Annotated in this window: 27 protein-coding genes and 1 pseudogene; 17 read left to right on the top strand and 11 right to left on the bottom strand. The window is 70.8% G+C overall.

The genetic code is table 11. The annotated features are described in order from the left end of the window. Positions 1-74 precede the first annotated feature (74 nt). Entirely contained in the window at positions 75-1,277 is a 1,203-nt protein-coding gene (gene dgoD, locus ACFQU4_RS31805; protein WP_377499927.1) for a galactonate dehydratase, read from the bottom strand. Between the two features lie 743 nt (positions 1,278-2,020). Here dgoD and ACFQU4_RS31800 point away from each other — a divergent pair. Together ACFQU4_RS31800 and ACFQU4_RS31795 are read left to right on the top strand one after the other, a co-directional pair. Further along, positions 2,021-2,398 carry an ArsR/SmtB family transcription factor gene (locus tag ACFQU4_RS31800; RefSeq protein ID WP_377499924.1) on the top strand — a complete coding sequence of 126 codons (378 nt, stop codon included), beginning with the start codon at positions 2,021-2,023 and terminating at the stop codon, positions 2,396-2,398. Position 2,399: 1 nt separating this feature from the next. Then, positions 2,400-3,299, top strand: coding sequence for a cation diffusion facilitator family transporter (locus ACFQU4_RS31795; RefSeq protein ID WP_377499922.1), 900 nt, complete (start codon positions 2,400-2,402; stop codon positions 3,297-3,299). A 36-nt stretch (positions 3,300-3,335) separates the two neighbouring features. Here ACFQU4_RS31795 and ACFQU4_RS31790 read toward each other — a convergent pair whose 3' ends face one another. From ACFQU4_RS31790 to ACFQU4_RS31780, 3 genes are all read right to left on the bottom strand, one after another. Continuing rightward, complete coding sequence (locus ACFQU4_RS31790; RefSeq protein WP_377499920.1) at positions 3,336-3,917, bottom strand: hypothetical protein; 582 nt, start codon at positions 3,915-3,917, stop codon at positions 3,336-3,338. Positions 3,918-3,988: 71 nt separating this feature from the next. Next, the gene (locus ACFQU4_RS31785) at positions 3,989-4,903 is read right to left on the bottom strand and encodes a CPBP family intramembrane glutamic endopeptidase (RefSeq protein WP_377499918.1); all 915 of its coding nucleotides are present in this window, start codon (positions 4,901-4,903) and stop codon (positions 3,989-3,991) included. 95 nt (positions 4,904-4,998) lie between these two features. Next, complete coding sequence (locus tag ACFQU4_RS31780) at positions 4,999-5,328, bottom strand: hypothetical protein (RefSeq protein ID WP_377499916.1); 330 nt, start codon at positions 5,326-5,328, stop codon at positions 4,999-5,001. Positions 5,329-5,482: 154 nt separating this feature from the next. Here ACFQU4_RS31780 and gatC point away from each other — a divergent pair, with 154 nt between their 5' ends. From gatC to gatB, 3 genes are read left to right on the top strand one after another with little or no spacing between them, the layout of a single operon-like run. Then, positions 5,483-5,779, top strand: a complete 297-nt coding sequence (gatC, locus tag ACFQU4_RS31775; RefSeq protein WP_377499914.1) for an Asp-tRNA(Asn)/Glu-tRNA(Gln) amidotransferase subunit GatC — start codon at positions 5,483-5,485, stop codon at positions 5,777-5,779. After that, entirely contained in the window at positions 5,779-7,287 is a 1,509-nt protein-coding gene (gene gatA, locus ACFQU4_RS31770) for an Asp-tRNA(Asn)/Glu-tRNA(Gln) amidotransferase subunit GatA (RefSeq protein WP_377499912.1), read from the top strand. Before gatC ends, gatA begins: the two co-directional genes overlap by 1 nt. Next, positions 7,284-8,771, top strand: a complete 1,488-nt coding sequence (gene gatB, locus ACFQU4_RS31765) for an Asp-tRNA(Asn)/Glu-tRNA(Gln) amidotransferase subunit GatB (RefSeq protein WP_377499910.1) — start codon at positions 7,284-7,286, stop codon at positions 8,769-8,771. The genes gatA and gatB overlap by 4 nt, the downstream gene beginning before the upstream one ends. A gap of 641 nt (positions 8,772-9,412) precedes the next feature. On the opposite strand, the gene ACFQU4_RS31760 is transcribed toward gatB, so the two are convergent. The 3 genes from ACFQU4_RS31760 to ACFQU4_RS31750 are packed head-to-tail and all read right to left on the bottom strand — an operon-like array spanning position 9,413 to position 11,290. Then, positions 9,413-9,913, bottom strand: coding sequence for a hypothetical protein (locus ACFQU4_RS31760; protein WP_377499908.1), 501 nt, complete (start codon positions 9,911-9,913; stop codon positions 9,413-9,415). After that, positions 9,913-10,140, bottom strand: a complete 228-nt coding sequence (locus ACFQU4_RS31755; protein ID WP_377499906.1) for a hypothetical protein — start codon at positions 10,138-10,140, stop codon at positions 9,913-9,915. Before ACFQU4_RS31755 ends, ACFQU4_RS31760 begins: the two co-directional genes overlap by 1 nt. Positions 10,141-10,156: 16 nt before the next feature. Beyond that, entirely contained in the window at positions 10,157-11,290 is a 1,134-nt protein-coding gene (locus ACFQU4_RS31750; RefSeq protein WP_377499904.1) for a PQQ-dependent sugar dehydrogenase, read from the bottom strand. Between the two features lie 88 nt (positions 11,291-11,378). Between ACFQU4_RS31750 and ACFQU4_RS31745 the strand changes: the two genes are divergently transcribed. Further along, complete coding sequence (locus tag ACFQU4_RS31745) at positions 11,379-12,476, top strand: winged helix DNA-binding domain-containing protein (RefSeq protein ID WP_377499902.1); 1,098 nt, start codon at positions 11,379-11,381, stop codon at positions 12,474-12,476. On the opposite strand, the gene ACFQU4_RS31740 is transcribed toward ACFQU4_RS31745, so the two are convergent. Together ACFQU4_RS31740 and ACFQU4_RS31735 are read right to left on the bottom strand one after the other, a co-directional pair. Further along, positions 12,464-13,420, bottom strand: a complete 957-nt coding sequence (locus tag ACFQU4_RS31740) for a GNAT family N-acetyltransferase (RefSeq protein WP_377499900.1) — start codon at positions 13,418-13,420, stop codon at positions 12,464-12,466. The genes ACFQU4_RS31745 and ACFQU4_RS31740 overlap by 13 nt on opposite strands. A 2-nt stretch (positions 13,421-13,422) precedes the next feature. Beyond that, the gene (locus ACFQU4_RS31735; protein WP_377499898.1) at positions 13,423-14,079 is read right to left on the bottom strand and encodes a TIGR03085 family metal-binding protein; all 657 of its coding nucleotides are present in this window, start codon (positions 14,077-14,079) and stop codon (positions 13,423-13,425) included. Positions 14,080-14,152: 73 nt separating this feature from the next. Between ACFQU4_RS31735 and hisI the strand changes: the two are divergent. The 11 genes and pseudogenes from hisI to ACFQU4_RS31680 all read left to right on the top strand — a co-directional run. After that, a pseudogene (gene hisI, locus ACFQU4_RS31730) lies at positions 14,153-14,509 on the top strand (phosphoribosyl-AMP cyclohydrolase); the annotation flags it as partial. Between the two features lie 18 nt (positions 14,510-14,527). Continuing rightward, positions 14,528-16,066, top strand: coding sequence for an anthranilate synthase component I (locus tag ACFQU4_RS31725; protein ID WP_377500016.1), 1,539 nt, complete (start codon positions 14,528-14,530; stop codon positions 16,064-16,066). Between the two features lie 10 nt (positions 16,067-16,076). Then, positions 16,077-16,697, top strand: coding sequence for a Trp biosynthesis-associated membrane protein (locus ACFQU4_RS31720; protein ID WP_377499896.1), 621 nt, complete (start codon positions 16,077-16,079; stop codon positions 16,695-16,697). Between the two features lie 89 nt (positions 16,698-16,786). Then, positions 16,787-17,029, top strand: a complete 243-nt coding sequence (locus tag ACFQU4_RS31715; protein ID WP_377499894.1) for an HGxxPAAW family protein — start codon at positions 16,787-16,789, stop codon at positions 17,027-17,029. A 34-nt stretch (positions 17,030-17,063) separates the two neighbouring features. Further along, positions 17,064-17,867, top strand: a complete 804-nt coding sequence (gene trpC, locus ACFQU4_RS31710) for an indole-3-glycerol phosphate synthase TrpC (RefSeq protein WP_377499892.1) — start codon at positions 17,064-17,066, stop codon at positions 17,865-17,867. A gap of 71 nt (positions 17,868-17,938) precedes the next feature. Then, positions 17,939-19,192, top strand: a complete 1,254-nt coding sequence (gene trpB / locus ACFQU4_RS31705; protein WP_377499889.1) for a tryptophan synthase subunit beta — start codon at positions 17,939-17,941, stop codon at positions 19,190-19,192. 19 nt (positions 19,193-19,211) lie between these two features. Continuing rightward, a complete protein-coding gene (gene trpA / locus ACFQU4_RS31700) occupies positions 19,212-20,087 on the top strand; it encodes a tryptophan synthase subunit alpha (protein ID WP_377500014.1) in 876 nt (291 codons plus the stop codon). Positions 20,088-20,119: 32 nt separating this feature from the next. Beyond that, complete coding sequence (locus tag ACFQU4_RS31695; protein WP_377499887.1) at positions 20,120-20,623, top strand: MauE/DoxX family redox-associated membrane protein; 504 nt, start codon at positions 20,120-20,122, stop codon at positions 20,621-20,623. Then, entirely contained in the window at positions 20,620-21,354 is a 735-nt protein-coding gene (locus ACFQU4_RS31690) for a thioredoxin domain-containing protein (protein ID WP_377499884.1), read from the top strand. The genes ACFQU4_RS31695 and ACFQU4_RS31690 overlap by 4 nt, the downstream gene beginning before the upstream one ends. Next, the gene (gene lgt / locus ACFQU4_RS31685; RefSeq protein WP_377499882.1) at positions 21,351-22,355 is read left to right on the top strand and encodes a prolipoprotein diacylglyceryl transferase; all 1,005 of its coding nucleotides are present in this window, start codon (positions 21,351-21,353) and stop codon (positions 22,353-22,355) included. Before ACFQU4_RS31690 ends, lgt begins: the two co-directional genes overlap by 4 nt. A 20-nt stretch (positions 22,356-22,375) precedes the next feature. After that, the gene (locus ACFQU4_RS31680) at positions 22,376-23,308 is read left to right on the top strand and encodes a phosphotransferase enzyme family protein (protein WP_377499880.1); all 933 of its coding nucleotides are present in this window, start codon (positions 22,376-22,378) and stop codon (positions 23,306-23,308) included. Between the two features lie 69 nt (positions 23,309-23,377). On the opposite strand, the gene ACFQU4_RS31675 is transcribed toward ACFQU4_RS31680, so the two are convergent. Then, positions 23,378-23,845, bottom strand: coding sequence for a nitroreductase/quinone reductase family protein (locus tag ACFQU4_RS31675; RefSeq protein WP_377499878.1), 468 nt, complete (start codon positions 23,843-23,845; stop codon positions 23,378-23,380). Further along, entirely contained in the window at positions 23,842-24,621 is a 780-nt protein-coding gene (locus ACFQU4_RS31670) for an SDR family oxidoreductase (RefSeq protein WP_377499876.1), read from the bottom strand. Before ACFQU4_RS31670 ends, ACFQU4_RS31675 begins: the two co-directional genes overlap by 4 nt. Between the last annotated feature and the right edge of the window lie 64 nt (positions 24,622-24,685).

Genomic DNA, 24,685 nt, shown 5'->3' with positions numbered 1-24,685 from the left:
ACGGCGTGTCGCTGCACGACTGCCGAGTCAGCGGAAGTGGTGACCGGCGGCGTACGGAGGGGTGGCCGTGGAACTCACCACTCGGCGAAGCTGTCGTCGGCCGGGTAGAACCAGGTCGGCGAGCCCGGCGCCAGCGGTTCGGTGGCGACCTGGGAACGGATCACGTCCTCGTCGAGCTCGATGCCGAGGCCGGGGCCGGTGAGCACCGGCAGGTAGCCGTCGACCGGGGCGAGCACCTCCGGGTTGGTCAGTAGCTCCAGCCCGCGGCCGGGTTGTTGATCATGGAGTTCGATCACGGTCTCCTGGGCCAGGAAGTTCGGCACCGCGGCGTCGACCTGCAGGCAGGCGGCCAGGGCGACCGGGCCCAGCGGGCAGTGCGGCGCCAGCTGCGCGTCGTAGATCTCCGCCTGGGTGGCGATCCGGAAGGATTCGGAGATCCCGCCGGCGTGCGAGAGGTCCGGCTGGACCACCGCGACGCCGGCCTCCAGCACGGCGCGAAACTCGGTCCGGGTGTAGAGCCGTTCACCGGTCGCGATCGGGATCGACGTGCTGTCCACGACCGAACCGATCAGCTCCGAATGCTCGGGCCGGAGCGGTTCCTCGACGAACGCGGGTGCCAGGTGCTCGATCAGCGGCAGCGCCCGGCGCGACATCGGGACCGAGAACCGGCCGTGCAGGTCGATCCCGAAATCGACCGAGCCGCCGATCGCTTCCCTCAGTTCGGTGACGTCGGCGACGAACCGGTCCAGGTAGTCGGCATTGTCGACGAACCCGACCTGGCCGTCCGGCGCCACCTTGATCATCGTGTAGCCGGCCTCGACCAGCATGCGGGCCCGCTCCGGGCTGCCGGTGTGACCGGACCGACCACCGGCGTGCGCGTAGATCCTGATCTTGGACCGGACGGCGCCGCCGAGCAGTTCGTGGATCGGCACCCCGAGGGCCCGGCCCTTTAGATCCCAGAGTGCCTGGTCGATCCCGGCCAGCGCGGAGCCGAACAGCGGCCCGCCCCGGTAGAAGCCGCCCCGGGCCAGTACCTGCCAGTGGTGGGTGATCCGGCGCGGATCCTGTCCGACCAGATAGTTGGCCATCTGCTCGACGATCGCCTCGATCGGGCGGGCCCAGCCCTCGAGCGTCGGCTCACCCCAGCCGTAGTGCCCGGTGTCGGTACTGATCTTGAGCAGGATGCGGCGGTTGGTGATCACGAACGTCTCGACGGAGGTGATCTTCATCGGTCGGGTCCTCTGCGGTTCGATGGAGTTGGCGGTACGGCGACGCACCCTCCCGGTCCGGCCGGGGCAGCGCAATGATCAACATCGTAGGCCGGATCGCTCACCCCGGGACCTGTCGGTCGACCCGATGGGACGGGATGGGCGATCCCGATCCTGGGGGCAAAACCTCGGCCCGTGGATCCGGGCGCCGGGTTCCGGTGGTTGGCCCTGGGTCCCCGCACCCTTCGCGACCGTTGTCACAGGCGCTGGATGGAGGCGCGGTCGCAGTTGCCGCCGTGGCGGGGCCTCCCGGGTTGGCGGTGTCCGCGACTGTTGCTCTCGTCCGCGACTGATGCATCGGTCGCGGATGCGAGGAGAGGTCGCGGCTGTGGCAGTGGGCGGCGAGCCTTCGCAGAGGCGGTGGGGGAGGCCGGGTCCAGCGGAGCGCCGACTCCTGGCTGCCGGATGCGGGCCAACCCGACGACGGCGCCCGTCGTCGCCCTGCACCCCGTGAGTGGTCCGCTTCTCGTGTCTGGTCCCGCTTCTCTTACCTGGCGCATCTCATGACAGGTTCGGCGTCTCGTGATGGGCTCGGCATCTCCTGACAGGGTCCGCATCTCCCGACGGTCCCAGCCCCTCGTGACCTGACCTCTGAGTCGTCCCTCGTGAGTTGCCCCGCATGGCCCGCACCTCGGACCGCCCCACCTCCCGTCGACTGGGCACCTGCGCAGCGACACGCCGCCAGAACGCCTGCTTTTGTGCCCGGTCGGCGGAATCGGTGGTCGGCGTGGGTTTGGGGTAGGGTTCGACATATGAACAAGTCTTCAGGTGTGCATCTGGTGGACGAGGCTCATGTCGCGGAGGTGCGGGAGCGGATGCCGGAGGCGGAGGACATTGCGGACACCGCCGAGATCTTCGGGCTGTTGTCGGACCCGAGCCGGCTGCGGCTGCTGATTGCGCTGCTCGACGGCGAACTGTGCGTCTCCGATCTGGCCGCGGTCACCGGGCAGAGCGAGTCGGCGGCGTCGCACGCGCTGCGGCTGCTCCGGGCGCACCGGGTGGTGACGGCCCGGCGGGCGGGTCGGCTGGCGTACTACCGGCTCGCCGACGCTCACGTACGGATGCTGCTCGACGTCGCCATCGCGCACAGCGAGCACACCGAGGCCATTCACCCGGAACGGGAGCACTGAGATGGGACACGGACATGATCACGGGCACGCGGGCGGTCGGCACCGGTGGCGGCTGGCGGTGTCGTTCGTCCTGATCGCGACGTTCTTCGTCGTCGAACTGGTCGCGGGCCTGCTGTCCGGTTCGCTGGCCCTGCTGTCCGATGCCGGTCACATGGCGGCGGACGTGGTCACGCTCGGCGCCGCGCTGGTCGCGACTCGGATCGCGACCCGGCCCGACCGGACGGGGCGGCGCAGTTACGGCTCGTACCGGGCGGAGGTGTTCGCCTCGCTGCTGGCCGTGGTGATCATGCTCGGTCTCTCGGTGTACGTCACCGTGGAGGCGATCACCCGGATCGGCGAGGCTACGCCGATCCAGACCGGGCCGATGCTGGTGGTCGGCGGGATCGGCCTGGTGATCAACCTGATCGCCCTGATGCTGCTGCGGGACGGATCGGCCGAGAGCCTGAACGTCCGCGGTGCGTACCTCGAGGTGCTGGCCGACACCGCCGGCTCGGTCGGCGTGATCGCGGCCGGGATCCTGATCATGGTGACCGGCAGCCCGCTCTGGGACACGGTGATCGCCATCGCGATCGGGATCTTCGTCGCGGTCCGCGCCGTGATGCTGGGCCGGCAGGTGTTCGCGGTGCTCGGCCAGCACGTACCGGAGGGAATGGATGCGGGGGAGGTCGCCGGTGATCTTGCTGCCATCGACGGCGTCGGCGACGTGCACGACCTGCATCTGTGGACACTCACCTCGGGCATGAACGTGGCCACCGCCCACCTGGTCACCGCCGAGTCGGCGGATCCGCACGCGGTGCTCGACCGGGCCCGCGCCCTGCTCCGGGAACGGCACGGCGTCGCGCACGCCACCCTGCAGGTCGAGCCGCGTGAACATCGCGGCTGCGACGAAGTCGGCTGGTAGCAGTAGGCCGCGGAGATTGCGGGTTCGCGTGGCCTTTCAGGCAGTGCCCAGTCGGCTTTCCAGGGCCGCCCGGAGATCTCGTCCACGGTGGTAGCCGCGCTGGGTGATCGAGCCGATGAGGCGACGGGCGTCCTCCAGATCCTCGGCGTCCGCCCGCTCGATCAAGGTACGTAGGTCGCGGTCTCTCTTCTCGCTTGGCCGCCAGAGGAACTTGACCGCGATCAGGTGCCCGAGGCGAGCGACGGAGATCGTGAGGCCTGGCAGAACCTCCAAGGGCTCCGCTGCCCCCACCACCTCGTCCTCGACGCCGGAACTCGCGAAGAACAGGTCGAGAGCCACACCCTCGCGAACGGCGGTCGATTCCAGCCTTACGGTCGCAAGACGACCGGTCTCGTCGTGCACGACCGACTCCCTCCACCGGTAGCCGGCCGCGAGCAAGGCGTCGACCTGAGCCTGCGCCGTCGCGTCGTCGGGCACCGCGATGGCCACATCGATATCCGCGGTGGGTCGCGGCACCGCCCGGGCGCATACGGCGAGACCTCCGACCAGCGCCCAAGGCGCACCAAGGTCGTCAAGATCATCAGCCACGTGCGGAAGTGCCTCTTCGATCATGGTCACCGGGCTATCCTCCTGCGCCTCGGATCTGCACCAGGCCGGTTCGCCTGGTCCGGCTAGTGCGCCGAACCTTCTCAGGAGGCGGAGTCGGTGGTCTGCACCGGCTCGGCCGGTTGATCATCCTCGGGGCCGGTTCGGGTGACCGCGAAGAGCAACGCGGCGATGATCGCGAACAGGACGATGCCGACGACGCTGATCGGCCCGACCAGGGCGAAGTTGACCTGCTGGCCGGAGGCGCCGAGCAGCAGCACCAGGCCGGTCGACCCGTTGAACACGCCGTGGCCGACCACGGCCGGCCAGACGCTCCCGGTGAACCAGCGGGTCCAGGCCAGTACGGCGCCGAAGGCGATGCAGAACGGGATGAACATCAGCGCCGACCAGGGCCCGAGCATCGCGTAGTTGTAGCCGAGCAGCGTCAGCGGTGCGTGCCAGGCGCCCCACACCACGCCGGTGATCAGGATCGCCGCCCAGGGTCCGTACCGGAGCAGGTTCGGGAACAGCCAGCCGCGCCAGCCGACCTCCTCGCCGAAGGACGGCAGCGCGTTGAGCAGCGGGGTGAGGGCGACCGCTCCGATCGACGTGATCAACATCGCCTGCGGGTTCGGTGCCTTCCCGGTCTTCATCCGGTACTCGTCGCCGAGCAGCGAGAAGGTCTCCAGGTCGAGGCGGTACAGGCCGAACAGGGCGCAGATCAGGGTGGTGACCACCACGAACAACGGAATGCCGATCCAGACGGCCGCGCTCACGGCCAAGGTCCGGCGCCGGCTCGGGCCGAAGCTGAGGCCGGCGGTCCAGGCCAGTTCACGCAGGCTCCGCTGGCCGCGTGGCCGGGTCACCAGCCAGGTGATCAACACCGCCAGCGTCGGGGTGAACATCATCGCCGAGGCGGTCGCACCGAGCAGCGGCGAGGTGATGCCGCCGCCGTTCTCCCAGAGCGGGATGCAGACCAGCCAGGCGCCGCCGAAGCTGACCAGACCGAAGATCGCCAAGGACCATCGCAAAGTGGTGCTGTGCACTCCGAGACCGCCTTCCTGGACGTCGCCCAGTTCGTCCGGCGTGGTCCGCGGAGAGACTACCGGGCGGGTCAGCCGAGGTTGCTGATCGGGTGACCGTTTTCCGCGCAGCCGTCGATGATCAACTTCCGGGCCTCGGCCGGCACCTCCTTGGGATTCTCCAGCAGCGTGATCGTCGCCTCGACCCAGGCCTGGCCGTCGGCGTCGAGCTGCTTGGCGTCGCGCAGTGCGCGCAGCCCGGCCAGGGTCGCCTTGTTGGCCACCGAACCGGTCGCGGCGGCCGAGTCGACCGCCGGGCAGCCGATCGCGTACGCATCGTTGGCGGAGATTCCGGCCTCGGCGCAGCCGGCGAAGGACAGCGTCGCGACCCCGGCGACGAGCAACGACAAGATCCGCTTCATGCCGCCCAACCTAGCGTCGGCCTCAACCTCGAGTCCCGTCGGTGAGGATCGTGTCCCGCGCCGCTGCACGCCGTTCGGGGCGCCGGTTCAACGTTTCGGCGGCGCGTCCCTAGGATTGGGCCGAAACTCGAAGCACCACCCGACGAGGAGAGACGTGGCACTGACCGCCGACGACGTTGCCGCCCTGGCCCGGCTGGCCAGGATCGACCTGACCCCGGACGAGCAGCAGCAGCTGGCTCCGCAGCTTGACGTGATCTTGGAGTCCGTGGCGCGGGTGTCCGAGGTCGCCGCCGAGGACGTACCGCCGACCTCGCACGCACTGCCGCTGACCAACGTGTTCCGGGCCGACGAGGTGCGGGATTCGCTTCCGGTCGACCAGGTGCTGGCCGGTGCCCCGGCCGCCGAGCAGGACCGGTTCCGGGTGCCCCGGATTCTCGACGAGGAGGCGTGATGAGCGACCTGATCACCGCCACCGCGGCGGAATTGGCCGGCAAGATTGCGGCCCAGGAGGTCAGCGCGGTCGAGGTCGCCCAGGCCCATCTGGACCGGGTGGCTGCCGTCGACGAGCGGGTCGGCGCGTTCCTGCACGTCGACGGCGAGCGGGCGCTGCAGCAAGCTGCCGCGGTCGACGCCAAGGTCGCGGCCGGCGAGCCGGTCGGTCCGCTGGCCGGTGTCCCGCTGGCCCTGAAGGACGTGCTCACCTATGTCGGCGCGCCGACCACCTGCGGGTCCAAGGTGCTCGAGGGCTGGCTGCCGCCGTACAACGCGACGATCACCCAGCGGCTGCTGGACGCCGACGTGGTGATCCTCGGCAAGACCAACATGGACGAGTTCGCGATGGGTTCGTCGACCGAGAACTCGGCCTACGGCCCGACCCGCAACCCGTGGGACCTGGACCGGATCCCCGGCGGCTCCGGTGGCGGATCGGCGGCGGCCCTCGCCGCGTACGAGGCTCCGCTGGCGATCGGCACCGACACCGGCGGCTCGATCCGGCAGCCGGCCTCGGTGACCGGGACGGTGGGCATCAAGCCGACCTACGGCGCCAGTTCCCGGTACGGCCTGGTCGCGCTGGCATCCAGCCTTGACCAGCCCGGCCCGTGTGCCCGCAACGTCGAGGACGCGGCCCTGCTGCACCAGGTGATCGCCGGGTACGACCCGCGCGACTCCACCTCGATCGACGCGCCGGTCCCGCCGGTCGTCGAGGCGGCCCGGTCCGGCGACGTCAAGGGCATGAAGATCGGCGTGATCACCGACCTGCGCGGCGAGGGTTACGCACCGGGCGTCATGCAGCGGTTCGACGAGGCGGTCGCGAAGCTTGCTGATCTTGGTGCGGAGATCGTCGAGGTGTCCTGCCCGCACTTCCAGTACGGCCTCGCCGCCTACTACCTGATCCTGCCCAGCGAGTGCAGCTCCAACCTGGCCAAGTTCGACGCGATGCGGTTCGGGCTGCGGGTCGGCGACGACGGCGCGCACTCGGCCGAGCAGGTGATGGCGGCGACCCGCGAGGCCGGCTTCGGCCCGGAGGTGAAGCGCCGGATCATCATCGGCACCTACGCCCTCTCGGCCGGGTACTACGACGCCTACTACGGCCAGGCGCAGAAGGTCCGGACCATGATCATCCGCGACTTCGACGCCGCGTTCCAGAAGGTCGACGCGCTGGTCTCGCCGGCCACTCCGGTGACCGCGTTCAAGATCGGCGAGAAGGTCGACGACCCGCTCGCCATGTACGCGAACGATCTGTGCACCATCCCGTCCAGCCTGGCCGGCAACGCCAGCGCCTCGTTCCCGATCGGGCTGGCGCCCGAGGACGGGCTGCCGGTCGGCCTGCAGGTGATGGCACCGCCGCTGGCCGACGATCGGCTGTACCGCGTCGGCGCCGCCCTCGAGCGCTCGTTGATCAAGGACTGGGGCGGCCCGTTGCTCGACCGGATTCCGGAACTGGAGGTGGCGGCACGATGACCGTCCTGCCGTACGAAGAGGCACTCGCCGCCTTCGACCCCGTACTGGGGCTCGAGGTGCACGTCGAGCTGAACACCGCCTCGAAGATGTTCTGCGGCTGCTCGACCGAGTTCGGTGCGCCGCCCAACACGCAGACCTGCCCGACCTGTCTCGGCCTGCCGGGCTCGCTGCCGGTGGTCAACGCACGGGCCGTCGAGTCGGCCATCCGGATCGGGCTGGCGCTGAACTGCTCGATTGCGCCGTGGTGCCGGTTCGCCCGGAAGAACTACTTCTACCCGGACATGCCGAAGAACTACCAGATCTCCCAGTACGACGAGCCGATCGCGTTCGACGGCTGGACCGAGGTGGAGGTCGACGGCGAGACGTACCGGATCGACATCGAGCGGGCGCACATGGAGGAGGACACCGGGAAGTCGCTGCACGTCGGCGGCGCCACCGGCCGGATCCACGGCGCCGACTACTCGCTGCTGGACTACAACCGGTCCGGCGTGCCCTTGATCGAGATCGTCACCAAGCCGATCGAGGGGACCGGCGCGAAGGCGCCCGAGGTGGCGCGCGCGTACGTCACCATGCTGCGCGACCTGCTCCGGGCGCTCGACGTGTCCGACGTCCGGATGGAGCAGGGCTCGCTCCGCTGCGACGCCAACGTCTCCCTGCGGCCGTCCCCGGACGCCGAGTTCGGGACCCGGACCGAGACCAAGAACGTGAACTCGCTGCGCAGCGTCGAACGTTCGATCCGGTACGAGATCACCCGGCAGGCCGCCGTGCTGACCGATGGCGGGACGATCAAGCAGGAGACCCGGCACTGGCACGAGGACACCGGCGAGACCACGCCGGGCCGGAGCAAGGAGACGGCGGAGGACTACCGCTACTTCCCCGAGCCGGATCTGGTCCCGGTCGCCCCTGACGCCGCCTGGGTGGAGGAGCTCCGTGCCACCCTGCCCGAGCCGCCGACCGCCCGGCTGAAGCGGGTCAGCGCCGAGTGGGGCTTCACCGACCTGGAACTGCGCGACGTCGTCGCGGCCGGTGCGGTGGACCTGATCGACCGTACGGTCGCGGCCGGCACGACGCCGCAGGCGGCCCGGAAGTGGTGGCTCAGCGAGGTCGCCCGGCGAGCCAACGAGACCGGCGTCGAGCTCGCCGACGCGGGCATCAGCCCGGAGCAGGTGGCCGAGATCCAGGCCCTGGTCGACGACAGGACGATCAACGACAAGCTGGCCCGGCAGGTCTTCGACGGCGTCTTCGCCGGTGAGGGGTCGCCGGCCGAGGTGGTCAAGGCCCGCGGCCTCGCCGTGGTGTCCGACGAGGGCGCCCTCGGCGCCGCCGTCGACGCCGCGATCCAGGCCAACCCGGACGTCGCCGACAAGATCAAGTCCGGCAAGGTGCAGGCCGCCGGTGCCCTGATCGGTGCAGTGATGAAGGAGATGCGCGGCCAGGCCGACGCCGGCCGAGTCCGCGAGTTGATCTTGGAAAAGCTCGGCTGAACCGGCACCACCGCACTGCCGGGCCAGTAGCCGCCGCGCTGCCCGCTCCACTTCGCAGGCGCGACCGTTAATCGCGTCCGCGACTGTTGCATCGGTCGCGGATGAGTGGAACGGTCGCGGCTGCTCGGGGCCGGGTGTTCGGTCGGCGCGGCGGGTTGGGCGGGGAGGCTGGCGCGCGGCGCTGAGCCGCGGGCGGGCGTGCCCTCCCTAGCCGCTGCCTCCCTGTGGCTTCCTTGATCGGATCCGCGACCGTTACTCGCATCGGCGACTGTTGCAGTGGTCGCGGATGGGTGGAACGGTCGCGGCTGAAGGGCACGGGTCTTCCGAGCCGGGTTTACGGGAACGCCGAGCCTGGTCGAGCGGGAGTGGGGCCGGTGTGAGAGTCGGCCGGGTCGAGTTGATGCGCGCTGGATCTGCGGTTGTCGGCCTGGGGGATCGCGGCCCGGGTTTGCGGAAGCCGAACGGCGTGGAGCAACGCGCGTTGCGGGTGGCGAACCGTGGTGTCGATCGGGACGCTTAGCTCGGTCGATGCGGGGAGCGCCGGGGTGTCCGGTGTCGCGAAAGCTCTTCAACTCGGATGATTCAACGTTGGAATCGGCTCCAGCGGTCGAGCTGAAGAGTTCTGGCGACAGGATGGTGGGTCAGGGCCGCGGGCGCAGGTCGATCACGTCGAGGTCGGGGCGGAATCGGCGGAGTGGGTTGGCGAGCTGCTCGACCGGGAAGTTGCCGATCAGGTCCGGCAACCGGAACTCCGCGGTCACCCTCGGGTCGCCGTCGGCCGGCACCGGGTCGTCCGCAGCGAAGGGTTCGCCGAGCAGGGTCAGGTACGTTCCCGAGCCGTCGGACTCGTCGACCTCCTTGATCAACAACGTCCGCACGCGTTCCCAGGGGATGAAGGCCTGGTGGCCCTGCGCGATGCCGCCCGGGCCGGCGGTGATCACCGGGGTCGGCTTGGCCTCGCCTACGTAGATCGTCAGTGACGCGACGATCGACGTGATCGCGACCAGGGTGAACAGGGAGACGCCCGGCTGAACCAGGAAGCCCAGGACGCCGAGGCCGACGCCGGCGACCAGCAGCACGATGATCAGCGGCGTCCAGTGTCGTCGCTCGACCCGGAGGACGTCGATCCGTTGCTCGGCCATCAGTGCTGCCCGGGCGGACCGTTCGGGTCCCGCCCGGCACGGGCCGCCAAGATCAACAGCACCGCGCCGCCGGCCGCGACCACGAGTCCGATGATCAACCACATCGACTGGCCGGTCATCGAGCTGCCGCCGATCAGGTTCGCCCCCTGACCGATCCAGACCAGGCCGATGACGAGGGCCAGCACGCCGACCACGGTGAACAGCCGGGCCCGAGTTCGCGAAGTCACCGGCTCATCCTCGCAGTCACCGCGTGATCCGCAGCAGCCGGTCGTCCCCGTCCCGCGGCTGGGTCCGGCCGTCGGTGTTGTTGGTGAGCATCAGCAGCGACTCGCCGTCGGCGGCGACCTCGACCGAACGGAGCCGGCCGTACGTCTCGGTGAAGTGGGCGATCGGCTCGCCGGCCCGGTCGCCGTTCAGCGGGATCTCCCAGAGCCGTTCGCCGCGCAGGGCGGCGAGATAGAGCGATCCCTTCCAGTACGTCAGCCCGGACGGCGACGCGTCCGAGGTGGACCAGACCGCCTGCGGATCGATCAGATCGGTGCCGCCGCCCTCGCCCTCGACCAGCGGCCAGCCGTAGTTGCCGCCGGCCTCGATCAGGTTCAGCTCGTCCCAGGTCTGGTCGCCGAACTCGCTGGCCCAGAGCCTGCCCTGGGGGTCGAAGGCGAGTCCCTGGACGTTGCGGTGGCCGTAGCTGTACACCTCGCTGTCGAACGGGTTGCCCGGCGCCGGCGTACCGTCGAGCCGGATCCGGAGGATCTTCCCGGCCAGCGAGTCGCGATCCTGGGCCAGGTCGGGATCGCCGGTCTCGCCGGTGCTGACGTACAGCAGATCGTCGGGGCCTACGCGGAGCCGGCCGCCATCGTGCCGGGCGCCGTGCGGAATGCCCTGCAGGATCACGTCGGGTTGGCCCAGCTGGTTGCCGTTCCAGCTGAACCGGGCCACCCGGTTGTCGGTACCGGTGGTGAAGTAGGCGAAGATGACGCGCTCGTCGGCGCTGGCGGCGATCCCGAGCAACCCGCCCTCGACATTGGGCTCGGCCTCGGCCACGGTGGCCACGACCTCGGCCTCCTTGCCGACGATCCGCTTGATCTCCCGGGTGTCCCGCTCGGACACCAGGAAGCTGCCGTCCTGGAGCGGGATCAGCCCCCACGGCGAGGTGAGCCCGGTGATCAGGTCGGTGGCCTGCGGCTCACCGAGCTCGGTCGCGGTCGGGGTCGGACTCGGTGTCGCGGACGGGCTCCTCGACCCGACCAGGGGCGACGGGCCGGGTGAGGACGGGGCCGGGCTGGGGGATGGCTCCACGGGTCCCGGCTGCGAGCAACCGGCGACGCCGGCCGCGGCCGCGAGTCCAAGAAAGCGGCGGCGGGGCAACATCATCGGGCCAGTCTCCACCGAACGGCCAAACAGCACCACAGCCTTGTCGTACGAGCGCCCGACTGTCGGGATCGGCCCGTAGCGTGGGTTCATGATCAGCACCGAGCCGGACCGGAGCCGCCTGCTGGCCCATCGGCGCCGCGCCCACCAGCTCACCGGGCCGGCGGCCGCTCCGGCCGACTGCACGGTCCTCGGAGTCGGGGTGCGGGACAACCCGGTCGGCGGCACGGCGGCGCTGGCGTTGCGCGCCCGGACCGAGCCCACGGGCGATGCCGAGGACGGCCTGATCCGCGCCTATTCGGTACGGAGTGCGGTCCACCTGCACCGGCGGGCCGACCTGCCGCTGCTGATCGCCGCCCTGCGCTGGCAGGGATCCGGCGAGGCCGCCCGGGGCAACTTCGGCGACCTGGCGGTGCCGGACCCGGCGGCCGCCGTCGCCCAGGTCGCCGCCGCGATGAGCAAGATCACGGGCGACGGCGAGCCGCGGACGAAGGGCGAGCTGAGCGGCGCGGTGACGGCCCGGCTCGACCCGGACCTCTCGCCGTGGTGCGCGAGCTGCAAGGCCCACCATGTGAATGACGGCCTGTTCCGGCAGGCCACCCTGCAGGCCCGGCTGGTCGTCGTCCCGGAGCCGGCCGGATCCTTCCGGCTGCACCCGTACGACAGCGTGGTCGAGGTGGTCGAGCCGACCGAGGCCCGGCGCGAACTGCTGCGCCGCTACCTGCACCTGGCCGGTCCCGCGACCCCGGCGGCGTTCGGCACCTGGCTCGGCCTCGGCACGGCGGCCGCCCGCGCCTGGTGGGACCTACTGGCCGACGAGCTGGAGCCGGTCCGGCTGGACGGCCTGCGCTGCTGGCTGCTCGCCGGCGACCTCGCCGCGCTGCCCGAGCCGGCCGAACCCGAGATCAGCGTGGTGCCGCCGTACGACCCGTACCTGGAGGTGGCGGAGCGGAAATTCCTGGTCGCCGACCCGGCCCGGCGATCCCAGGTCTGGCGCGCGGTTCGCAACCCCGGGGTGGTGCTACGCGGCGGCGAGGTGATCGGCACCTGGCGGGACCGCAAGAGCGGGTCCGGCCGGGTCGTCACGCTCGACCTGTTCGTGTCGCCGAGCCGGAGCCTGCTGCCCGAGATCGAGCGCCGCCTGCAACGGCTCCTGCCGGGCGCCAGGGTCGAGACTCAGCGGTCGTAGCTGACGAAGCCGCGGAGCGGCTCGAAGCCCAGCGAGCGGTACAGCGAGTCGGCGCCGGTCGGGCTGGCCGTATCGACGCCGAGCGACGCGGTCCGGAAACCGAGGTCGGCGGCCGTCCGGGCGACCCGGCGGATCAGGGCCGACGCGACGCCGCGCTTGCGGTGGCTCGCGGCCGTGCCGACGGTGTCGATCCAGGCGTCCCGCTCACCGGTCGCCGCCGTGTCGGCCTCGAAATACTGGGTCAGCGCCAGCCCGACCGGAGTCCCGTCGGCCGCGACGGCGAGCCAGGTCAGGTCCGGCCGGAAACTGCGGCTGCGCGTCTTGTAGTGCCGCCACTGCTCGAGGGTCCACTGGCCGGCGCCCCAGTGGTCGGCGAAGGCGGCGTTGCGGAGCAGCCGGAGCGGCTCCTCGTCCTCGTCCCGGTACGTCCGCAGGGTCAGCCCGTCCGGCTCGGGCCCCGGTCCCGGCGGGTTCTCGGCCAGGTCCCAGGTCAGCTCGGTGAACCAGCGGACCGCAGCGGAGCCGTGCCGCGCCAGCAGTCGCTCGCCGTACAGGTCGAGCTCGGGCAGCCCGGTGCGCAGGTTCAGCGGAAGCTCGGTCCCGTCCGCCGCATGCCGCGCCTCGGCGGTACGGATCGCCCAGGTGAGCAGCGTCGTTCCGATGCCGCGCCCGCGCAGTTCCGGGTGGACCGCGGCGTCCAGTCCGATCCGGAACACCGGCTCCGTCGTCTCCCGTACGGCGAGCGTCGCGAAACCGGCCAGCCGACCGTCGCCGATCACCGCCAGCGTGTCCCGGTCGAGGTCGAGGCCGGGCGTCTCGAGATCCTCGGCCAGATCCTCCACCGCGTAGTGCTCGCCGGTCCGGTGGACCAGTGCGCAGGCCGCCAGCAGCTCGACCCAGGCCGGCAGGTCGTCGGCGCTCAGCGGCCGCGTCCGCAGCTCCACGGTCAGACGCTCAGGTCGGTGGAGTTGAGCAGGTCGATCGCGCCCGGCTCGCCGACCAGCTTCACCTCGGCGGTCGCGGTCCGGCCGTTGGCGAACAGCATCAGCTCGCTCGGTACGCCGACAACGGTGACGATCGAGGCGCCGGTGCTGGCCCGGATCGCCTCCGGGTCGCCGTCGTCGCCGACCGACCCGGCCCGTTCCAGCACCACACCGAGCGGAGCCCGGCGGAAGAAGGCCCGGCCGAGCAGCTTGAGCCGGCGCCACATCCACTCCTCGACCTCGGCGTCCAGGTCCCGGTGCGGCTGCGGGACCGCGCCGGCTCGCCGTACGTCCTCGTGGTGGATGAAGAACTCGGTCGTGTTCGCGGCGTCGTCGACCCCGGGCAGCGCGAACACGGAGAACCGGGCCGGGCCGTGCCGGAGCCGGTCCACCAGCTCGCCGTACTCCCACCGGTGCTTGGTCTCGGCCATCCGCCGTTCGGTCAGCCCGGCCAGCGGCTTGGCCAACATGCCGGGGGCGCCGAGCGGGTCGGTCTCCCGGATCCAGAGATGGGCCGCCAGGTCGTGGGTGGACCATCCCTCGCAGAGCGTCGGCGCGTCCGGGCCGGCCTCGTCGAAGAGGTCACACAACGCGGCGCGTTCCGACTTCGCGAAGGTCATGTGCAGAAATGCTAGGACACCCGAACGATTGCCTGGCTATCCGGTGCGGGACTCCCTGGTGACAACCGCAACAATGGACCCCGTGTCCGAGACCACCACCGCCAACCCCGAGCCGCTGCCGGCCGACATCGCCGCAGCGCTGAAACGCGACCCCGACGGCCTGATCGCCGCCGTCGTCCAGGAGGAGAGCACCGGCGACGTGCTGATGCTCGGTTGGATGGACGACGAGGCCCTGCGGCGTACGTTGACCACCGGCCGCTCCACCTTCTGGTCGCGGAGCCGGCAGGAGCACTGGGTCAAGGGGGAGACCAGCGGGAACCGGCAGTGGGTCCGCGAGGTCCGGCTGGACTGCGACGGCGACGCGTTGTTGATCAAGGTCCACCAGGAGGGCCCGGCCTGTCACACCGGCACCCACACCTGCTTCGACGCCCGCGAGCTGCCGGCCGTCGTGCTCGACCGCGATCCGGAGGTACGGGACGCGGCGCCGGTCACGCCGACGCTGGACGAGTTCCGGGTCCAGGCCAAGGACCGCCGGGTGATCAGCGTCTACCGGCGGCTGCTGGCCGACACCGAGACCGCGGTCGGCCTGTACGCCAAGCTGAGCCGTGGCCTGCCCGGCAGCTACCTGCTGGAATCCGCCGAGCAGGGCGTCTGGTCCCGCTACTCGTTCGTCGGCGTGAAGACCGTCGCCACCCTGACCGAGCGGGACGGCGAGGCCCACTGGACCGGCCACGCGCCGGTCGGGCTGCCCACCGGTGGCGACCCGATCCAGGCCGTCCAGGAGACGCTCCGGCTGCTGCACACGCCGCGCGCCGAGGGGCTGCCGCCGTTCACGTCGGGCCTGGTCGGCTACCTCAGCTACGACGCGGTCCGCCGGGTCGAGGTGCTGCCGGACACCAACCCGGGCGACATCGCGATCCCCGAACTGGCGTTCCTGCTGGCCAGCGACCTGGCGGTGCTGGACCAGCACACCGGCGAGGTGTGGCTGATCGCCAACGCGATCAACTACGACGCGACCGACGAGCGGGTCGACGAGGCCTACGCGGACGCGGTGGCGCGGGTCGACGCGATGACCGAGGCGCTGCGCCGGCCGACCCCGTCCGCCGTGGTCGCCGCCGACCGGGATCACCAGCTGCCGATCCGGCGGCAGCGGACCGCCGACGAGTACCAGGATTCGGTACGGGCCGCGATCGAGGAGATCAAGGCCGGCGAGGCGTTCCAGATCGTGGTGAGCCAGCGGTTCGAGGTGGAGACCTCGGCGGACGCGCTGGACATCTACCGGGTGCTCCGGCTGACCAACCCGAGCCCGTACATGTATCTGCTCCGGATGGACGGCTTCGACATCGTCGGCTGCTCGCCGGAGGCCCTGGTCACGGTCAAGGAGGGGACCGCGATCACGCACCCGATCGCCGGCTCCAAGCCGCGCGGAGCGACACCGGCCGAGGACGCCGCGTACGAGGCGGAGCTGGAGTCCGATCCGAAGGAGCGGGCCGAGCACGTGATGCTGGTCGACCTCGGCCGCAACGATCTCGGCCGGGTCTGCCAGCCGGGCACGGTCGAGGTGATCGAGTTCGCCGAGGTGCGCCGGTACAGCCACATCATGCACCTGGAGTCCACCGTCACCGGGACCATCGCGGACGGCCGGAGCGCCCTCGACGTGGTGCTGGCGGCGTTCCCGGCCGGCACCCTGTCCGGGGCGCCGAAGGTGCGCGCGATGGAGATCATCGACAAGCTGGAGGTGTCCCGGCGGGCCCTGTACGGCGGTGTGGTCGGCTACTTCGACTTCGCCGGCGACGCGGACGCCGCGATCGCGATCCGGACCGCGTTGATCAAGGACGGCGTCGCGTACGTCCAGGCCGGCGGCGGCATCGTCGCCGACTCGGTACCGGCCAGCGAAGATCAGGAGAGCCAGAACAAGGCGGCCGCGGTGATCCGGGCGATCTCCGTGGCGGAGTCGTTCGCCGAGCCGGTGCCCGCCCAGAGTTGATCATCGACCGATGATCGAGACCAAGATCAACAAGGTGGCCGGGCTGAGTCTGGGCCGGGCCCGGTTCGTCGCGCTGGCCGGGGTCGCGCTGGCCGGCCTGCTGGCGCTGATCGTGTCCGGGCAGCCGTGGTGGCGGGCGCAGGGGAGCGATGCCGGCGTCGCGTTCACCGGGTCGGACGTGACGGCCGGGCTGAGCCAGGCGCTCGGTGCGGTGGCCCTGGCCGGGTTCCTGCTGGCGCTGACGCTGCGCGGCCGCGGCCGGCAGGTGCTGGCCGGTCTGCTCGGGCTGGTCGGGATCGCGGTCGTCGTGGTCGGCGGGTTCCGGTTCCAGCCGGACACCGCCGCTGTCCGGGCCAAGCTGCAGCAGGTCAGCCTGAGCCAGGAGTTCGCGCTGACCGGCACCCCCTGGCCGATCGGGTACGTGATCGCCGGCGTCCTGCTGCTGGCGGCCGCGGTCCTGATCATGATCACCGCGCCGTCCTGGCCGACCCGGTCCGACCGGTTCCGCCGGAACACCGACGGTGCCGCGACGGCGGACGCGGAACCGATCGACCTCTGGAAGGCGATGGACGCCGGCGCCGACCCGACCGACGAGGCGGACGGCCCGGACCGCTCTGGTACGGACAACTGAGCCGGGTCGCGGCCCTGCTCACGGCCCCGATGTGCATTCGGGGGTGCTGAGAGGCCACAATGGGGGAAACATGGCGAGGCGAGGGAACCATGACTGACACATCGAAGGTGGCGGAGGAGAACTCCGCTCCTACCCGGGTGAAGCACGTCCACCACGGACGGACCCCGGCTGCCTGGATCGGCGTGACGATCGCGATGATCGGCTTCGTCGTGGGCGGCATCGCCATGGTCATCGGACCCAACTGGCCGCTGTTCTGGATCGGGGTCGCGATCCTGGTCGTGGCCATGATCGTGACCCAAATCCTGCGCAAACTCGGCTTCGGCGCTGACTGAAGCCGGCCGTACGAGCTGATCGGGTGAGCCAGCTATGGGAGCACTAGACGACATCATCGCCGGGGTCCGGGCCGACCTCGAGGTACGCCAGCAGGAGGTGTCGCTGGACCGGCTGAAGGAGCGGGTCCAGCACGCCAACCCGGCCATCGATCCACGCCCGGTGCTGTCCGGGCCGGGTGTGGCCGTGATCGCCGAGGTGAAGCGGTCCAGCCCGAGCAAGGGCGCGCTCGCCGAGATCGCGGACCCGGCCGCCCTGGCCGGTGAGTACGAGGCGGGCGGCGCCGCGGCGATCTCGGTGCTGACCGAGCGGCGCCGGTTCGGCGGCTCCCTGGAAGACCTGGTCAAGGTCCGCTGCGCGGTCGACATCCCGGTGCTGCGCAAGGACTTCATCGTCACGGCGTACCAGCTGTTCGAGGCCCGCGCGGCCGGGGCCGATCTGGCCCTGCTGATCGTGGCGGCGCTCGACGACAACGAGCTGGTCAGCCTGATCGAGCGGGCCGAGTCGATCGGCCTGACCCCGCTGGTCGAGGTGCACACGGCGACCGAGATCAAGCGCGCGGTCGACGCCGGAGCCAAGATCATCGGCGTCAACGCGCGGAACCTGCAGACCCTCGAGGTCGACCAGAGCACCTTCGCCCGGCTGGCACCGTCGATCCCGAGCGGGATCATCCGGATCGCCGAGTCGGGAGTCCGCGGCCCGCACGACGTGATCGAGCTGGCCCGGGCCGGCGCCGACGTGGTGCTGGTGGGTGAGGCGCTGGTCACCGGTCGCGACCCGCGGGCCGGAGTGGCCGACCTGGTCGCCGCCGGTGCGCATCCGGCGCTCTACAAGTCCTGATCAGGCAACAATTCGATGATCTTCCGTGTCCCGGTTTCGTGCCGGGGCCGTTTCCAGGAAAGCTTCCTACTGTGTCGAGCACATCCACGCCGAATTCAACCGACCGACGGCTGCCCGACGAGCGCGGGCACTTCGACGCGTTCGGCGGCAAGTACGTCCCCGAGGCGCTGTATGCGGCGCTGGACCAGCTGAACGCCGAGTTCGAGAAGGCGATCGCGGATCCGGAGTTCGTGGCCGAACTGGCCGCGCTGCGTGCCGACTACACCGGCCGCCCGAGCCCGATCACCGAGGTGCCCCGGTTCGCCGAGGGTTCCGGCGCCCGGATCGTGCTGAAGCGCGAGGACCTCAACCACACCGGCTCGCACAAGATCAACAACGTGCTCGGCCAGGCGCTGCTGACCCGCCGGATGGGCAAGACCCGGGTGATCGCCGAGACCGGGGCCGGCCAGCACGGCGTCGCCACCGCCACCGCCGCGGCGCTCTTCGGCCTCGACTGCACGGTCTACATGGGCGAGGTGGACACCGAGCGGCAGGCGCTCAACGTGGCCCGGATGCAGCTGCTCGGCGCCACCGTGGTCCCCGTGAAGTCGGGCACCCGGACGCTCAAGGACGCGATGAACGACGCAATGCGCGACTGGGTCGCCTCCGTCGACAGCACCCATTACCTGATCGGGTCCGTGGCCGGCCCGCACCCGTTCCCGATGATCGTCCGCGAGTTCCAGCGCGTGATCAGCACCGAGGCCCGGGCGCAGCTGTTGGACCGCTACGGCCGGCTGCCGGACGCCGTCGCCGCCTGTGTCGGCGGCGGCTCGAACGCGCTCGGCATCTTCGCCGACTTCATCCCCGACGAAGGCGTTGCGCTGTACGGGTTCGAGGCCGGCGGTGACGGCGTCGAGACCGGGAAGCACGCGGCGGCGATCACCGGCGGCGAGGTCGGCGTGCTGCACGGGATGCGGACGTACGTGCTCCAGGACGAGGACGGCCAGACCAAGGACTCACACTCGATCTCGGCCGGCCTGGACTATCCGGGCGTCGGGCCCGAGCACTCCTGGCTGGCCAGCACCGGCCGGGCCAGCTACGAGGCGATCACCGACGCCGAGGCGATGGACGCCTTCGGGCGGCTGTCCCGGACCGAGGGGATCATGCCGGCGATCGAGTCGGCGCATGCGCTGGCCGGCGCGCTCAAGCTGGGCGAACGACTGCGCCGCGAGGACGGCGAAGCGCCGTTGATCCTGGTCAGCCTGTCCGGGCGCGGCGACAAGGACGTGGCGACCGCGATCGACTGGTTCAAGCTCGACGTCGATGCCGGCAAGGAGTTGGGCTGACATGGGGTTCGAGCAGGGAATCACCGGGGCCGCGCTGGCCGGGATCCGGCAGAGCGGGCGGGCCGCGCTGGTCGGCTACCTCCCGGTCGGCTTCCCGTCCGTACCCGGGTCGCTGGCGGCAATGCGCGCGCTGACCGGTGACGGCGACTCGCCGGGCGTCGACCTGGTCGAGGTCGGCATTCCGTACAGCGATCCGGTGATGGACGGCGTGACCGTGCAGCGGGCCGGGACGGCGGCGCTGGAGCGCGGGGTCCGGACCCGGGACGTGTTCGCGGCGGTCGAGGCCGTCGCGTCGACCGGGACACCCGCCGTCGTGATGACGTACTGGAATCTGGTCGACCGGTACGGCGTCGACGCCTTCGCCCGGGACCTGGCCGCGGCCGGCGGTGCCGGGCTGATCACGCCCGACCTGACCCCCGACGAGGGCGCCGAGTGGATCGAGGTCGCGGACGCGCGCGGGCTGGACAAGGTCTTCCTGGTCTCGCCGTCGTCGACCGACGAACGGCTCGCCCGGACCGTGAACGAGTGCCGCGGCTGGGTGTACGCGACCGCCGTGATGGGCGTGACCGGGGCCCGGGCCACCGTGTCCTCCGCGGCGCCGGAGCTGGTCGGCCGGATCCGTACCGCGGTGCCGGAGGCGTTCGTCGGGGTCGGCCTCGGCGTCTCCACCGGAGCGCAGGCCACGGACATCGGCGGGTACGCCGACGCGGTGGTGGTCGGCTCGGCCCTGGTGTCGAAGCTGATCGAGGCCGACGAGGCGGGCCGGCCGGACGACCTGTCCGGGCTGCGCAGCCTGGTCGCCGACCTGGCCGCAGGTGTTCGTGATCACAGTCCGGGTCACAAGTCGGACACGGCAGGAACCATTGCGGGAGATGTCGGGTTAGTCCCTCAGTGAGTCTCCAGCACCCCTACGCAGCCGCGCATCCGGTGAGTTCGTGGATCTCCACGCTGGCCCGGTGGCTGCTGGGTGGGGTGCTGATCGCCGCGGGCGCCATCAAGATGGTCAACCTGGCCGATTCCGCGGCCGGGGTGCGGGCGTACCAACTGCTGCCGGACGCCATGGCCGGCGCCGTCGGCTGGACGATCCCGTTCTTCTCGATCCTGCTCGGCCTGGTGCTGCTCGCCGGGGCCGTCACCCGGATCGCGGCGATCGTGTCGGCGGTGCTGATGATCCTGTTCCTCGCCGTCGTCGCCTCGGCGGCGGCCCGCGGGCTGAGCGTCGACTGCGGCTGCTTCGGCGGCGGCGGTGAAGTGGCGCCGGGCCAGGCGGAGTACGGCATCGAGGTGATCCGCACGCTCGGGCTGCTGGCCTGCGCCGGCTGGCTGATCGTCCGGCCGCGGAGCCGGTTCAGCTTCGACCGGGCGGTGCCGGAGGAGGATCCCGCCGACGACCCCGATCGCGAGACGTCCCTGATCGGCGGGCGCCGGTGAGCGCGCCGAAGAAGGGCGGCCCGGGCGGCAAGGCGGCGGAGCAGGAAAGGCAGCGGGCCCAGCGGCGGAAAGACCTGCGGACCTTGATCATCGCCGGGGCCGTGCTGCTCGTCCTCGTCATCGGCGCCGGAGTCGGCTACCAGGTGTGGCGGGTGAACCGGACGCCGAGCGCCGTACCGGAGCAGGTCGAGACGCTGGCGCCGGTGCAGATCGCGGACGGGAAGCCGATCCGGCTCGGCACCGCCGACGCCCCGCACGTGCTGACCGCCTGGGTCGACTTCCACTGCCCGGGCTGCGCCGGCTTCGAGCAGGACTACGGGCCGGGCCTGTTCGCGGCCGTCCAGCAGGGCTCGGTGGCGATCGATGTCTACCCGATGTCCTTCCACGACGCCGGCTCGACCGCCGCCGCGAACGGTTTCGCCTGCGCGGCGGAGGCCGGCTTCGGCACCGCGTACTACCGAGCGCTCTTCGCCAACCGCGACCTGGACTGGAGCACCGCCCAGCTGACCGACCTGGCCGGCAAGGTCTCGACCGAGGTGCCGGCAGGCTTCGGCGACTGCGTCGCGAACGGGAAGCATGGCGCCTGGGTCGACTCGATCAACGCTGCCGCCGACCGGGCCGGGGTGCAGCAGACCCCGACCGTCGCGTTCGACGGCAACCCGGTTGACCTCAACACCACGACACCTGAGATGCTCGTCGCCATGATCGAGAAGGCGCCGGCCGCCCGATGACCGAATTCACGGTGCTCGCCATTCCGAGCCCGCCCGTGTCGTCCTGGAACATCTTCGGCTTCCAGCTGCGCGCGTACGCCGTCTGCATCATCATCGGCATCGTCGTCGCCTACCTCATCGCCAACCGGCGCTGGAAGGAGCGCGGCGGCCGGGCGGACTCGATGGAGCTGGTGGTCGCCGCCGCCGTACCGTTCGGCATCGTCGGTGCCCGGCTCTATCACGTGATCACCGACTACCAGCTCTACTTCGGCCCGGGCCGTGATCCGCTGGACGCGTTCAAGATCTGGCAGGGCGGACTCGGCATCTGGGGCGGCGTCGCGCTCGGTGCGCTGGGCGCCTGGCTGGTGGCCCGCAAGCGCAAGATCAAGTTCGCCGCCCTGGCCGACGCCATGGCGCCCGGGATCATCGTCGCGCAGGCGATCGGCCGGCTCGGCAACTGGTTCAACCAGGAGCTGTTCGGCGCCCCGACCACGCTGCCGTGGGGCCTCGCCATCGATCCTCAGTACCGCCCGGCCGGCTACGAGCAGTTCGAGACCTTCCACCCGACCTTCCTGTACGAACTCCTCTGGAACCTCGGCGTCTTCGTCGTGCTGATCGTGCTGGACCGCCGGCTGAAGCTCGGCCACGGCAAGGTCTTCGCGCTGTACGTCGCGCTCTACACCGCCGGCCGGTTCTGGATCGAGGCACTCCGGATCGACCCGGTGAACGAGGTCGGCGGCTTCCGGCTGAACAACTACACGTCCTTGATCGTCTTCGTTGCCGCCGTGATCGTCTTGATCTTGCTGATCAAGTTCCGGCCCGGCCGGGAGGAGCTCGTCGAGGGCGACCCGCCGGCGGCCGAAGATGATCACTCGGACGACGCCGACCAGACCGACGCGAAGGCGGACGACGAGCAGGCTGAGGATGCCGACGAGAAACCCGCGCGGGCTGAGTCAGCTGAGGCCGAGCCGGATGAGGTTGAGTCGGACGAGGCTGAGTCGGACGAGGCGAAGACCCGCTGATCTTCCGGCGGGGGACCGACGTGCTGAGCACCGAGGAAGTGCGTCGGCTGATCGAAGGTGACTACGCACGTGAACCGACCCGGATCGACCTGATCGCGAACGGCCACAACGACACCTACCTCGTCGAGGCGGCTGGTGCGACCTTCGCGTTCCGGGTCTACGGGGAAGGTAAGTCCTGGATCAGGGACACGAGTGATCTCCGGTGCGAACTCGACCTGCTGACTCACCTGAAGTCCAGGCGGGCACCGATCTCGTACCCGATCGAACGGCGTTCCGGCGGCACCCTCGGCAGCCGGCCGGCGCCGACCGGGACCCGCCACTACGCCCTGTTCTCCTGGTGTCCCGGACAACCCGTCAGCGCGAACGACCTGACCCTTCCGCAAGCCGAACGGCTGGGGACGGCGCTCGCCCTCATTCACGCGGCTGCCGACGACTTCGTGTCCGAGCACAGCCGCTACTCGCTCGACCTGGCGACCCTGCTCGACCGGTCACTGCAGCGGCTGCGCCCGACCCTGCAGGAGGCGGATCCCCGCGACGTCCGGTTCATCGAGGACTGCGCGGTCCGGATCCGCGAACGGTTGGGTGCGTTCGAACCGGGGCCGGGCGGTTGGGGCCTCATCCACGGCGATCCGCAGGCCCTGAACATCCACTTCACCGACGACGGCTCGGTTCGATTCTTCGACTTCGATCACTGCGCCTTCGGCTGGCGCGCCTACGACCTCGCGTACTGCCTGCGCCACACCAGTGCCGACGACGACCGGCAGGGCGAAACGCTCCGCGCGGCGGTGATCGGCGGCTACACCTCCGTGCGTCCGCTCACCGACGCCGAGCAGGAGTTGCTGCCCACTCTCGGTCAGGCGGCCTGGATCCACGAGGGTACGGAAGTCGGCCACGGCCTGCCTGCAACCAAGCTCGCCCGACTCCTACGCGATCCCTTCGGCCCCTGGGACTGACGTCATCGAGTGGACTGCTTGACCGCCTGAAATCGATCACGAGCGGGTCTTTCCGTCCACTCGCCGCGATCACGGCCGGTCGTCGAAGCTGATGCGCATCAGGCGGCTGGCGGCCCAGTCTTCGAGCCGGGTGGGCCGGATGGTGCCGGGGTCGTGCGGCTGATTGAGGTCCGCGACGATCTCCGTCAGCACGGCCTGGCGTTCGGCCGGATCGGTGACCGGCGTGGCCCGGGCCGGGAGATCGGCACGGATCCCGTTCTTGAGGTGGAAGGTGAACTCGGGATGGGCGAGCAGGTTCGCATGCCAGTCCGTGGCCGCACCGCCGGCGCCGCTGCACAGGTAGGTGCGGCCCGCCGCTCGGTAGAAGAAGATCTCGATCCGGCGTGGCCGGCCGGTGCGGCGGCCCAGCGTCGTGATGTCGATGATCCGTTCGCGGGTGCCCGCGGCCGGGGTGATCTCGATGGCTCGTCGGAGCTGATCGGGCAGCTGCGACAACGGCGCGGAGTCGCGCCAGCCGGTCGGGCCCGGGCTGATCATGCGGCCTCGGACTGGAGGGCGGGGCCGAGGAGGAGCCCGCCGTCGATGACGTACTCCGATCCCGTGATGAACGACGCGTCCGACGAGGTGAGGAACAGGAGCAGCCGGGTGACGTCGGTCGGCTCTCCGAGCCGGGGGATGGCGAACGGGTCGGGGGAGTAGAAGTCGGCGATGGCCGCGGTGGCGCCGGCCGCTGGTTCCTGGATGAAGGGGGTCGCGATCACGCCGGGGTGGATGGTGTTCACCCGGATCTGGTCCCGGCCGAGCTCGAGAGCTGCCGTCCGGGTCAGGCCGCGCACCGCCCACTTGCTGGCGACGTACGGCGCGTAGTGGGCCGTGCCGCCCAGACCCATGGTCGAGGCGATGTTGACGATGGCTCCGCCTTCCGCGCGGCGCAGCGCCGGGGCTGCGGCCTTGATGCCGAGGAAGGTCCCGGTGAGGTTGACGTCGAGGATGTGCGCCCAGGTGGCCTGGTCCGTGTTGTCGATCGTCGCCGGCGGGTTCTGCACGCCCGCGTTGTTGACGAGCACGTTCAGGGCACCGAAGGCGCTCTCGGCGGCGAGCACGGCGGCGGACCACGAGCTCTCGTCGGTCACGTCAAGGCGGACGAAGCGGGCGCGGGGCCCGAGCTCGTCGGCGAGAGCGACGCCGCGTTCCGCGTCGAGGCCGCCGATCACCACGTTCGCTCCTTCCGCGTGGAAGGCATGTACGTGACTCGAGCCCTGGCCGCCGGTCCCACCGGTCACGAGCACGGTTTGCTTGTCGAAGCGATTCATTCAGCTGGTCCTTCGCGACGTGGGTGACTGAAAGGGGCCACCGATGAGCGGCCACCCAGTGGTG

Origin of the sequence: Microlunatus sp. GCM10028923, from assembly GCF_042666975.1 — a bacterium.
Lineage (GTDB): Bacteria > Actinomycetota > Actinomycetes > Propionibacteriales > Propionibacteriaceae > Microlunatus.
Note: the sequence above shows the minus strand (reverse complement) of the source record. Positions and strands in the feature narration are given on the sequence as shown.

Excerpts from the sequence above, each read along its gene's own strand:
- ACFQU4_RS31800 (WP_377499924.1), top strand. The coding sequence starts at position 2,021 with ATGAACAAGTCTTCAGGTGTGCATCTGGTGGACGAGGCTCATGTCGCG.
- ACFQU4_RS31735 (WP_377499898.1), bottom strand. The coding sequence starts at position 14,079 with ATGACCTTCGCGAAGTCGGAACGCGCCGCGTTGTGTGACCTCTTCGAC.
- ACFQU4_RS31780 (WP_377499916.1), bottom strand. The coding sequence starts at position 5,328 with ATGAAGCGGATCTTGTCGTTGCTCGTCGCCGGGGTCGCGACGCTGTCC.
- ACFQU4_RS31745 (WP_377499902.1), top strand. The coding sequence starts at position 11,379 with ATGATCAGCACCGAGCCGGACCGGAGCCGCCTGCTGGCCCATCGGCGC.
- ACFQU4_RS31760 (WP_377499908.1), bottom strand. The coding sequence starts at position 9,913 with ATGGCCGAGCAACGGATCGACGTCCTCCGGGTCGAGCGACGACACTGG.
- ACFQU4_RS31720 (WP_377499896.1), top strand. The coding sequence starts at position 16,077 with ATGATCGAGACCAAGATCAACAAGGTGGCCGGGCTGAGTCTGGGCCGG.
- ACFQU4_RS31670 (WP_377499876.1), bottom strand. The coding sequence starts at position 24,621 with ATGAATCGCTTCGACAAGCAAACCGTGCTCGTGACCGGTGGGACCGGC.
- ACFQU4_RS31675 (WP_377499878.1), bottom strand. The coding sequence starts at position 23,845 with ATGATCAGCCCGGGCCCGACCGGCTGGCGCGACTCCGCGCCGTTGTCG.
- ACFQU4_RS31715 (WP_377499894.1), top strand. The coding sequence starts at position 16,787 with ATGACTGACACATCGAAGGTGGCGGAGGAGAACTCCGCTCCTACCCGG.
- lgt (WP_377499882.1), top strand. The coding sequence starts at position 21,351 with ATGACCGAATTCACGGTGCTCGCCATTCCGAGCCCGCCCGTGTCGTCC.
- gatA (WP_377499912.1), top strand. The coding sequence starts at position 5,779 with ATGAGCGACCTGATCACCGCCACCGCGGCGGAATTGGCCGGCAAGATT.
- gatB (WP_377499910.1), top strand. The coding sequence starts at position 7,284 with ATGACCGTCCTGCCGTACGAAGAGGCACTCGCCGCCTTCGACCCCGTA.
- ACFQU4_RS31795 (WP_377499922.1), top strand. The coding sequence starts at position 2,400 with ATGGGACACGGACATGATCACGGGCACGCGGGCGGTCGGCACCGGTGG.
- trpC (WP_377499892.1), top strand. The coding sequence starts at position 17,064 with ATGGGAGCACTAGACGACATCATCGCCGGGGTCCGGGCCGACCTCGAG.
- ACFQU4_RS31750 (WP_377499904.1), bottom strand. The coding sequence starts at position 11,290 with ATGATGTTGCCCCGCCGCCGCTTTCTTGGACTCGCGGCCGCGGCCGGC.